The sequence below is a fragment of the Streptomyces sp. MBT65 genome (assembly GCF_016612545.1).
GTDB lineage: Bacteria > Actinomycetota > Actinomycetes > Streptomycetales > Streptomycetaceae > Streptomyces.
Map to the genome: position 1 here is coordinate 1 of NZ_JAENRY010000291.1, position 9,990 is coordinate 9,990.

The window sequence follows — 9,990 nt, forward strand, 5'->3', positions numbered from 1 at the left end:
GCTCAGTGGTTCCTGGAGCAGTTGAACGCGCTGCGTGAGCAGGTGAGTTGAGCGAGGGGGCGGGCAAGGGGGCTTGCGGGGAGCGGGCTTGGGAGCGGGGCGGCCTGCGGGCTGCTGGGGATCACCGAGCGGCTGCCGCACCCCGGGCCGCCTTCGGCACCGCCAACCCCGCCGCCTGTCAGGCCTGTTGAGCCGACGGCACGGACAGCGGGCCTGCGCCCCCTGCCCCGCCGTCCACGGCTCCTCGCCGAGACGGCTCCACCGCACGCGGCCCGTCAACCCCGCTGTGCATCAGCCCAGTTGAGCCGCGAGCGTGGACAGCAGGTCCACGACTCCCGGCGGGCCGTCCACCACCAGGTCCGCCCGGTCCCGTAGTTCCGTGACCTCGTTGTTGCCGCTGCATACCAGGAGGCCGGGGATGCCGTCCGAGCGGAGTTTCTCGACCGCGGCGAAGGCGGGGAGGTCGCCGAGGTCGTCGCCGGCGTAGAGGACGGACTCGGCGCCGGTCTCGCGGAGGTACTCGGTGAGCGCCACGCCCTTGTCCATGCCGGGTGGGCGCAGCTCCAGGACCATGCGGCCGGGTTCGACGATCAGGCCGTGACGGGTGGCGAGGTCGGTGAGGGGGGCGCGCAGGGCCTCGTAGGCGGCCTCGGGGTCGTCGGCGCGGCGGGTGTGGACGGCGAGGGCGCGGCCCTTCTCCTCGATCCAGGTGCCCTGCCACGCGCCGATCCCGTCGAGGAAGCCGGGGAGTTCGGCGCGGACGGCGGCCACCCCGGGGTGCGGGGCGGGGGCGCTGACCGTACTGGTCACCGCGTCCCAGCGTTCCGTGCCGTAGTGGCCCAGTACGACCAGGTGTTCCAGGCCGCGTACGCCCGCGAAGCCGCCGTTGCGGACCGCCACGCCTGCCGGGCGGCCGGTGATCACCGCCACGGACGCCACCTTCGGGGCGAGCGCGGCCAGCGCCGGTAGCGCGCCGGGGTGGGCGCGGGCCTGCTCGGGGTCCGCGACGATCGGCGCGAGTGTGCCGTCGAAGTCGAGCCCGATCACCGCGGCGGCCGGCTTGGCGAGGATCGCCTCCAGCCCTTCGCGCCCGGCACGGGTGACGGGGGTCGGGAGTGCGGCGGGGAGCGTGGAGCCGGTGGAGTTCTGGGAATCGCGGCGAACCTGGGGATCGGGACCGCTGGAGACCTGGCGATCGGGAGCGGGATCGGTGAAGTCCTGAGGGCTGCCCATACATCGACCCTATCCGGGCGGGCCCGTGCTCACCCCTCGCTCACCGGCGCACGGCCGGGACCCGCACACCTCCCGGCCACTCCCGGCGATCCCCCGGCGGCCCCCGGCCACCCTCACCGCTCCGAGCGCCGTGTCTCGCGGACCCGTCTCAGCCTGTTCACCGTCACCGGGTCGTGGGCCAGTGCCCGCTCGTCGTCCAGCAGGGCGTTGAGCAGTTGGTAGTAGCGCACGGGGGCCAGGCCCAGTTCCTCGCGTATCGCGCGCTCCTTCACACCGGGGCCGGGGAAGCCGCGGCGCTCCAGCGCGAGGATGTCCTGTTCCCTCCGGTTCAGCGAGGGAACCCGCGGGGGCGGGGGTGGCGGGTCCGTGTCCATGCCTTGCACGGTAACTCCCGCCACTGACAACGCCCCGGCCCGCCGCCGCGTACGCCTACTTCCCGCTCTCCGCCAGCGTCGCCGCCGCCTGCAACTGCCCGAGCAGCGCCCCGGGGTTGCCGTTCGCGGCCACCGCCTGCCCTATCCGCTTCTTGATGTCGGCGCTGACCGCGGCCCAGGAGGTGTTGCCGACCGGGTAGAGCGTGGACAGCGGGAGTTCCTCGAGGAAGGGCCGTAGCGCCTTGTCCTGCGTGGACTCCTCCATCGCCTCGGACGCGGAGTTGGTCACCGGCAGCAGGTCGTACTCGCGGGAGAAGGCGAGGACGTTCTTCTCGCTGTAGACGAAGTCGAGGAAGTCGCCGATCTGCTCGCGGTGGCCGTTCTGCTTGAAGGCGGTCATCCAGTCGGCGACGCCCATCGTGGACTTGGCCTTGCCCGTACGCCCCGGCATCGCGACCGTGCCGAACTTGACGCCCTTCTTGGCGGCCTGCCGCATGAGCGTGGGGTGGCCGTTGAGCATGCCGACGTCACCGTTGGCGAAGGCCGCGAACGCGTCCGCGCGGTTGAGCTCGGCCGGTGCGACCGGCCCGGTCAGCTCCTTGTCGACGAGGTTGTCGCGGAGCCAGGTGAACGTGGAGACGTTCGCCGTGGAGTCGATGGTGTAGGTCCCGATGTCGTCGGTGTAGCCACCGCCCCCGCCGAGCAGCCACTGCATGGTCTCGGCCTGCGCCTCCTCCGAGCCGAGCGGCAGCGCGAACGGATACTTCACGCCCCGCTCCTTCAGCGCCTCCGCGTCGGCCGCCAGCTCGCTCCAGTCCTTCGGCGGGGTCAGCCCGGCCTCGCGGAAAAGCGTCTCGTTGTAGAAGAGGACGCGCGTAGACGCGGCGAAAGGCATGCCGTATTGCAGGTGATTCACCTGCCCCGCGTCCATGAGCGGCTCCAGGAAGTCGGCCTCCACGGGGATGGAGAGCACGTCGGCGGTGGAGTACAGCTTGCCCGCGTCGGCGTAGTCCGCGTACGCGCCGATCTGCGCCATGTCGGGCGCCTTGCCGGCGGCGACCATCTCCTTGACCTTGCGGTCGACGTCGTTCCAGGAGTAGACGCTGACCTCGACCTTGACGTTCGCGTGCTTCGCCTCGTACTCCTTGACGAGTCCGTCCCAGTATGTCCGCGAACTGTTGGACGCGGAGTCGCCGTAGTCCGCGGCGACGAGCCGCAGCGTGACCTCACCGGAGTCCCCGCCGAGGCCGCAGCCCCCGAGGACCGCCGTCATGCCCAGTGCGGAGGTCACCGCGATCATTCCTGTCCTGCGCCGCTGCACTGCCGAATCCCCAACCTTTGCTGTCGTGACGTTCGCTCTGCGAACCCATAAGGTCTACACCACGTAAGTGGACTAGACCTCTCGCGGGTGGACGGGCCACACTGTCCCCCGTGAGACATGTCATCGCCCTCGACGTGGGCGGCACCGGGATGAAGGCCGCCCTCGTGGGGGCGGACGGCGAGTTGCTGCACCGGGCCCGCCGGGCGACCGGCCGCGAGCGCGGTCCGGACGCGGTCGTCGAGCACATCCTCGGCTTCGCCGCCGAGCTGCGCGCGTACGGCGAGGAGCACTACGGCGAGCCCGCGGCCGCGGCCGGCGTCGCCGTCCCCGGCATCGTCGACGCCGAGCGGGGCATCGCCGCCTACTCGGCCAACCTCGGCTGGCGGGACGTACCACTGCGCGATCTGCTCGCCGCCCGGCTCGGCGGCGTCCCGGTCGCCCTCGGCCACGACGTGCGCACCGGCGGCCTCGCCGAGGGCCGTATCGGCGCGGGCAAGGGCGCCGACCGCTTCCTGTTCGTGCCGCTGGGCACCGGTATAGCGGGCGCGATCGGCATCGACGGCCGGGTGGAGGCGGGCGCGCACGGCTTCGCGGGCGAGATCGGCCACATCGTCGTACGACCGGGCGGCACGCCCTGCCCCTGCGGCCAGGTCGGCTGCCTGGAGCGGTACGCGTCCGCGGCGGCCGTGACCGAGGCGTGGGCGGCCGTCTCCGGCGACTCCGGGGCGGACGCGGCGGACTGCGCGAAGGCGGTCGCCGCCGGGGACTCGCGCGCGAAGAAGGTCTGGCAGGAAGCCGTCGACGCCCTCGCCGACGGCCTGGTCACCGCCCTCACCCTCCTGGACCCCCGAACGATCATCATCGGTGGCGGCCTGGCGGAGGCGGGGGAAACGTTGTTCGCACCGCTACGGGAGGCGGTGCAGGACCGGATCACCTTCCAGAAGCTGCCGACGATCGTCCCGGCGGCCCTGGGGGACACAGCCGGATGCCTGGGTGCAGGACTACTGGCCTGGGACCTCCTCACTTCAACCGACCGCACGGAGGTAGCACGCTGATGGCAGCCAACCCAGGGGCGCGGGACAGCGTCGACACGCGGCTCCGCGTCGGGGCGCGACCAGCCACGACGAGCCCGCACTCCGCGACGGCCGATGCGCCCCTGATCCTGTCCGGCGCCACAGTGGTCCTCCCCACCGGAACCGTCCAGGACGGCCGAGTGATCGTCGACGGCACCCGCATCGCCGGTGCCGCCCCCGACAACGCCCAGGTGCTCGACGTCACGGGGTTCACGCTGGTCCCGGGATTCGTCGACATCCACAACCACGGAGGCGGCGGCGCCTCCTTCACCTCCGGCACCGTCGAGGACGTCCTCAAGGGCATCCACACCCACCGCCGGCACGGCACCACCACCCTGGTCGCCTCCACCGTCACCGGCGACATGGACTTCCTCGCCCACCGCGCCGGCCTCCTCTCCGAACTGGCCGAACAGGGCGACCTCGCCGGCATCCACTTCGAGGGCCCGTTCATCTCCCCGTGCCGCAAGGGCGCCCACTCCGAGTCCCTGCTCCGCGACCCCGATCCGGCGGACGTCCGCAAGCTGGTCGACGCGGCCCGGGGCCAGGCCAGGATGGTCACCCTCGCGACCGAACTCCCGGGCGGGCTCGACTCCGTGCGCCTCCTCGCCGAACACGGCGTGATCGCGGCGATCGGGCACACGGACGCGTCGTACGAGCAGACGGTGGAGGCGATCGACGCGGGCGCGACGGTCGCCACGCACCTGTTCAACGCGATGCCGCCGCTCGGTCACCGCGACCCCGGTCCGATCGCGGCGCTGCTCGAGGACGAGCGCATCACCGTCGAGTTGATCAACGACGGTACGCATCTGCACCCGGCGGCCCTGGAGTTGGCGTTCCACCACGCGCGTGCGGACCGGGTGGCGTTCATCACGGACGCGATGGACGCGGCGGGCTTCGGTGACGGGCGTTACATGCTCGGCCCGTTGGAGGTCGAGGTCAGCGAGGGTGTGGCGCGGCTGGTGGAGGGCGGTTCGATCGCGGGCTCGACGCTGACCCTGGACCGGGCCTTCAAGCGCGCGGTGACGATCGACCGGCTGCCGGTCGAGGACGTGGTCACCGCGATCTCGGCCAACCCGGCCCGTCTGCTGGGGAGTTACGGCGAGATCGGCTCGCTGGAGCCGGGCAAGTACGCGGACCTGGTGCTGCTGGACTCCGCGTTCGACCTCAAGGGCGTGATGCGGCGCGGCACTTGGGTGGTCGACCCCCAACTCGGCTGATCCACAGCGCATTCCGCAGCGCGTTCCGCGGATTCACAGGAGACGGCGGTCGGTCCGGGTCTGGGCCGACCGCCGTCTCTTTGGCATGATCGGGCCCGAACTGGACGACGGATACACATACTTCGGGGGAGGTCGGCCCGGTGATCCTCACGGTGACGCTGAACACCGCTCTCGACATCACCTATCGGGTACGGGAGTTGCGACCGCACGGTTCGCACCGCGTGTCCGAGGTGACCGAACGGCCCGGCGGCAAGGGCCTGAACGTGGCCCGCGTGCTGGCCGCCCTCGGCCACGAGGTGACGGTCACCGGCTTCACCGGCGGCGCCACCGGACGGGTCGTACAGGACCGACTCACGGGAACGCCAGGTGTGTTGGACGCGCTCGTCCCGGTCGCCGGACCGACCCGGCGCACGATCGCCGTGGTGGACGAGCTGACCGGTGACACGACTCAACTCAACGAGCCCGGCCCGACGGTCACTTCGGCGGAGTGGTCCGCGTTCCAGGAGGCGTACGAGGGGCTGCTGGACGGGGTGTCGGCGGTGGCCCTGTGCGGGAGTCTGCCGCCGGGGGTGCCGGTGGGCGCGTACGCGGGGCTGGTCCGGACGGCGCGGGCGGCCGGTGTCCCGGTCCTGCTCGACACCAGCGGCGAACCACTGCGCCGGGGCGTCGCCGCGCGCCCCGACCTGGTCAAGCCCAACGCCGGGGAACTGGCCGAACTCACCGGCTCCCACGAGCCGTTGGGCGGGGCGCGGGACGCCCGGCGCCGGGGTGCCCGCGCGGTGGTCGCCTCGCTCGGGGCTCAGGGCCTGCTGGCGGCTACCCCGGAGGGCGAGTGGCACGCGACGCCCCCGGCCCGCGTCCACGGCAACCCGACCGGCGCCGGCGACTCGGCGGTCGCGGGCCTGCTGTCGGGTCTGGTGGAGCGACTGCCCTGGCCGGACCGGCTCGCCCGGGCCGTGGCCCTGTCGGCGGCGACCGTACTGGCGCCGGTGGCGGGCGAGTTCGACCGGGCGGCGTACGAGGAACTGCTGAGGCGGGTCGCGGTGACAGGAGACGCCTCCGCGGCCTGACGCGCCCCGGCTACTTCTTGACCTGGCCCTGTTTCACCCACAACTGGTCCAGCAGGACGTTGCACTTGGCGGCGTCCTCGCAGGACAGGCTTATCGAGTTGGTGCCCTTGGTGAGGGTGGGCCAGGCGAAGCTCGTCGTCCAGCCCTTCTCGAAGTTGCCGTCCGGGGCCCCCGCGTAGTTCTTCAGGTTGAACGGGCTGCCGAACTTCTTGCCGTTGATGCTGAGCGTCATCTGCTGGTCGTCACTGGTCGAGCTGTAGTGCGCGAACACCGTGTACGTGCCGTCCGAGGGGATGCCGCTGATCTGCCAGGTGACCGAGGCGCCGGCCGCGTTCAGACCCGTCACATAGATGCCGCCGTCGGCGTCGGCGCCCTTGACGTCGGACGCGAGCGTGGCGCCGCCCTCCAGCTTCAGCGCCTTGGCGTCGATGGTCTGGGTCTCCAGGCCGCTGGACGCGCTGGCGCTCGGCGAGGGGCTCGAGGAGGCGCTCTGCGACGTCGACGGGGTCGAGCCCGCCTGGTCGTCGGTCTTGTCGTCGCCGTTGCCGTTCATCATCGCGACGCTAATGCCGATGACCACCGCGGCGACGACCGCGATCGCGCCGATCAGCAGGCCCTTGGTGTTGGGGCCGCGGCCCCGGCCGCCACCGCCGTTGTTGTACGACGGCGGCTGCTGGCCGGCGGGCGGGCCGCCGGGGAAGGTCTCCGGGGCCTGGTAGTGCGCGTTCGGCTGGGCGCCGTAGGACTGCTGCTGCGGGACGGTCTGGCCGTACTGCTGCTGGTACTGCGCCGTGGCGGCGGCCTGCTGCTGGGCGCCGTACTGGCGCTCGCCGACCGGGCGCACTCGGTTGACCGAACCCGGGTAGCCGTAGCCACCGCCGGACGGCGGCTGGGCGCCGGCCGCCTGGCCGTCCTCGTACAGGTAGCCGAACGGGTCGTCGTCCTCGGGCGTGCTCGCGCCGTTGTTGCCGGGCGTCATCCCTAGGTACTCCTCAACAGGTGCGGGTGCAGATACGTCAGCTTCGGAAACGTCTCGATATACGTCTTCAGATGCGTCTTCAGACATGTCTTCGATACATCTGGAGAACTGCGAGCCTACCCGCTCCGCGTGGTCCAAACGGGTGACTCGGGCCGCATCAGACCACTGACCTGGAGATCATCCCGCGCGTCTGTGCTGTTTGGGACGAGATCGTTTCTCGATGTACATCCGTTCGTCAGCGGACTTCAGCACCTCGTCCGCCGTCATGCCGCAGTGGGCCCAGCCGATACCGAAACTGGCCCCGACCCGCATGGCCCGGCCGTCCACCCGGATGGGCTGGATGATCTCGTTCCGCAGGCGTACGGCGAGGTCGGCGGCGTCGGCCTTGCCCAATCCGTCGGCCAGCACGACGAACTCGTCGCCTCCGAGCCGGGCCACCGTGTCGCCGTCGCGCACCGCCCGGCCGAGCCGCCGGGCGACCTCGATCAGGACCGCGTCGCCCGCGTTGTGCCCGAACCGGTCGTTGATCGACTTGAAGCCGTCGAGGTCGCAGAAGAGGACCGCGAGCCCCTTGGTGCCGTCGTCCCGCTCGCCCTCGGGGGCGATGGTGTGGACATGGTGGTCGTAGGCGTCGAGGAGGTCGGCGCCGGGGCGGAAGTCGAAGCCGTGGCCGTTCGCGTCGTAGGCCGGAGCCGGATGTCCGTACGCGGCGTCGATGGACTCGATCTCGCCGGGGAACGCGGACTGCGGGCGCTGGCAGAGGCGGGCGGAGAGGCGGGTGCGCAGCTCCGCCGAGTTCGGCAGGCCGGTCAGCGCGTCGTGCGCGGCGCGGTGGGCGAGCTGCAGTTCGCGGCGCTTGCGGTCCTCTATGTCCTCGACATGGGAGAGGAGGAAGCGCGGTCCGTCGGCGGCGTCCGCGACGACGGAGTTGCGGAGCGAGACCCAGACGTACGTGCCGTCCCGGCGGCCCAGGCGGAGCTCCGCGCGTCCGCCCTCCGCCGAGGTTCTCAGCAGGGTGCCTATGTCCTCGGGGTGGACGAGGTCCGAGAAGGAGTAGCGGCGCATCGCGGAGGCGGGGCGGCCCAGGAGGCGGCACAGGGCGTCGTTGCTGCGCAGTATGCGGCCGTGCTGGTCGCCGCCCATCTCGGCTATCGCCATACCGGAGGGGGCGTACTCGAAGGCCTGCCGGAAGCTCTCCTCGCTGGCGCGCAGGGCCTGCTGCTCGCGCTCGAGCCTGACAAGTGCGCGCTGCATATTCGCACGTAGACGCGCGTTGCTGATCGCTATGGCGGCCTGGAACGCGTACATCTGGAGCGCTTCCTTGCCCCATGCGCCGGGCCGTCGGCCGTTGCGCGGCCGATCCACGGACAGGACGCCGATCAGCTCGCCGCACGAGCCGCCGGAGACTCCGGGGGTGTACATGGGCGCGAAGAGGCGGTCGGACGGGTGCCACTCGTCCTCGAAGCGGGGGGCGGGGCCGTCGGTGTACCACTGCGGTACGTCGTCCTCGTCGAGGACCCAGCCCTCGGTGTGCGGGATGAACCGCAGGTCGCCCCAGGACTCGCCCATGCCGAGGCGGCGCTCCCAGGAGGTGCGCGAGCCGACGCGGCCGGTGATGAGTGCCTCGGCGGCGGAGTTGCCCGCGAAGGCGGCGACCACGAGGTCGCCGTCGGGGCGGACGAGGTTGACGCACGCCAGCTCGTACCCAAGGCCGTTGACGACTCCGTCGGCGACGGTCTGCAGGGTGTCCGCCAGGCTGCGGGCGGTGTTCATGTCCGCCATGACCGTGTGCAGTTGTCGCAGGGTCGCAAGACGGACGTAGGGTTCCGACTCGGTCTCCATACTCGCCCTCCCCCCGAGACCTCGCAGCGAATCAAGGGTCATCTTCCCCGCCACTGAATCACAGCGCGCTGCCCACTCGGTACACAGGGTCAACAATTACTACCCCTTGTGACTCAAGTCACAGCAGAAGATGAACAATTGAGTGGAGATTCTGCATTTTCCCTGTGCGTTTACTGAACGCAAACTTTGTGGGTGTGTGGACATGATGCACGACGATGTTCCGTCGCGTGGGCCGTTGGTCCTAGGACCTGACTGGGTCGCAGGTCCGATGCGGTGGACGGCTGTCGGCGATTAGCGTTTCGGGCGTGCTGAACACCGCGTCGATCACCGAGGCCGATCTCTCCGGGCATCCTGTGGGGGTGAGCAACGACGAGTTCCGCGCCGCCCTTTCACGGCTGGCCGCGGGTGTGGTCCTGGTGACCGCGCACGAGGAGCCGTACGACCCGGACGACCCGCATGCCCCGGTCGGCGAGGATGTCGGCATGACCGCGACCGCCTTCATGTCGGTCTCCCTGGACCCGCCACTGGTCCTGGTCAGCCTGCGCAACGGCTCCCGCATGGACGACCTCCTCGACGAACAGCCCCTGTGGGCCGTCTCCGTCCTCTCCGAGAGCCAGCGCCACATCGCGGGCCGCTTCGCGATGAAGGGCCGCATCAGCGACCGCCTCCTCTTCGACGACATTCCGTACGTCCACGGCACGGCGTCCGGCGCCCCCCTGGTCCGCGGCGCCCTCGCCACCCTGGAGTGCCGCACGGAACAGCGACTTCCGGCCGGGGACCACACGCTGGTGATCGGCCGGGTACTGACGGCGGAGGTGGGGAGCGCGGAGGGGGGCCCGCTGTCGTACTTCCGGGGGAAATACCGGCAGTTGGGGTGAGGG

Annotated in this window: 9 protein-coding genes; 4 read left to right on the forward strand and 5 right to left on the reverse strand. The window is 71.2% G+C overall.

Features of this window, described 5'->3' with window-relative positions; translation table 11 throughout:
- Nucleotides 1–291 precede the first annotated feature (291 nt).
- From otsB to JHN63_RS41185, 3 genes are all read right to left on the reverse strand, one after another.
- Entirely contained in the window at nucleotides 292–1,233 is a 942-nt protein-coding gene (otsB, locus tag JHN63_RS41175) for a trehalose-phosphatase (protein ID WP_200690240.1), read from the reverse strand.
- Nucleotides 1,234–1,346: 113 nt separating this feature from the next.
- Entirely contained in the window at nucleotides 1,347–1,607 is a 261-nt protein-coding gene (locus tag JHN63_RS41180) for a DUF3263 domain-containing protein (RefSeq protein ID WP_200690241.1), read from the reverse strand.
- Nucleotides 1,608–1,662: 55 nt separating this feature from the next.
- Nucleotides 1,663–2,907 (reverse strand): extracellular solute-binding protein, encoded by a 1,245-nt coding sequence (locus JHN63_RS41185; RefSeq protein WP_200690242.1) that lies wholly within the window; start codon nucleotides 2,905–2,907, stop codon nucleotides 1,663–1,665.
- A gap of 131 nt (nucleotides 2,908–3,038) precedes the next feature.
- Between JHN63_RS41185 and JHN63_RS41190 the strand changes: the two genes are divergently transcribed.
- The 3 genes from JHN63_RS41190 (at nucleotide 3,039) to JHN63_RS41200 (ending at nucleotide 6,288) form a co-directional block, all read left to right on the forward strand.
- Nucleotides 3,039–3,983, forward strand: a complete 945-nt coding sequence (locus JHN63_RS41190; RefSeq protein ID WP_200690243.1) for an ROK family protein — start codon at nucleotides 3,039–3,041, stop codon at nucleotides 3,981–3,983.
- Nucleotides 3,983–5,218: an N-acetylglucosamine-6-phosphate deacetylase gene (gene nagA, locus JHN63_RS41195; RefSeq protein WP_200690244.1), complete on the forward strand. Its 1,236-nt coding sequence runs from the start codon at nucleotides 3,983–3,985 to the stop codon at nucleotides 5,216–5,218. The genes JHN63_RS41190 and nagA overlap by 1 nt, the downstream gene beginning before the upstream one ends.
- A gap of 140 nt (nucleotides 5,219–5,358) precedes the next feature.
- Nucleotides 5,359–6,288 carry a 1-phosphofructokinase family hexose kinase gene (locus JHN63_RS41200; RefSeq protein WP_200690245.1) on the forward strand — a complete coding sequence of 310 codons (930 nt, stop codon included), beginning with the start codon at nucleotides 5,359–5,361 and terminating at the stop codon, nucleotides 6,286–6,288.
- Nucleotides 6,289–6,298: 10 nt separating this feature from the next.
- Here the strand turns inward: JHN63_RS41200 and JHN63_RS41205 are convergent, their stop codons facing one another.
- Nucleotides 6,299–7,267, reverse strand: a complete 969-nt coding sequence (locus JHN63_RS41205; protein ID WP_200690246.1) for a carbohydrate-binding protein — start codon at nucleotides 7,265–7,267, stop codon at nucleotides 6,299–6,301.
- A gap of 177 nt (nucleotides 7,268–7,444) precedes the next feature.
- The gene (cdgB, locus tag JHN63_RS41210) at nucleotides 7,445–9,109 is read right to left on the reverse strand and encodes a diguanylate cyclase CdgB (RefSeq protein ID WP_200690248.1); all 1,665 of its coding nucleotides are present in this window, start codon (nucleotides 9,107–9,109) and stop codon (nucleotides 7,445–7,447) included.
- 305 nt (nucleotides 9,110–9,414) lie between these two features.
- Here cdgB and JHN63_RS41215 point away from each other — a divergent pair, with 305 nt between their 5' ends.
- Nucleotides 9,415–9,987, forward strand: a complete 573-nt coding sequence (locus JHN63_RS41215) for a flavin reductase family protein (RefSeq protein WP_200690249.1) — start codon at nucleotides 9,415–9,417, stop codon at nucleotides 9,985–9,987.
- The last annotated feature ends 3 nt before the right edge of the window (nucleotides 9,988–9,990 follow it).

Coding starts and splice junctions, on each gene's coding strand:
- otsB (WP_200690240.1), bottom strand. CDS start 1,233: ATGGGCAGCCCTCAGGACTTCACCGATCCCGCTCCCGATCGCCAGGTC.
- JHN63_RS41180 (WP_200690241.1), bottom strand. CDS start 1,607: ATGGACACGGACCCGCCACCCCCGCCCCCGCGGGTTCCCTCGCTGAAC.
- JHN63_RS41185 (WP_200690242.1), bottom strand. CDS start 2,907: ATGATCGCGGTGACCTCCGCACTGGGCATGACGGCGGTCCTCGGGGGC.
- nagA (WP_200690244.1), top strand. CDS start 3,983: ATGGCAGCCAACCCAGGGGCGCGGGACAGCGTCGACACGCGGCTCCGC.
- JHN63_RS41205 (WP_200690246.1), bottom strand. CDS start 7,267: ATGACGCCCGGCAACAACGGCGCGAGCACGCCCGAGGACGACGACCCG.
- cdgB (WP_200690248.1), bottom strand. CDS start 9,109: ATGGAGACCGAGTCGGAACCCTACGTCCGTCTTGCGACCCTGCGACAA.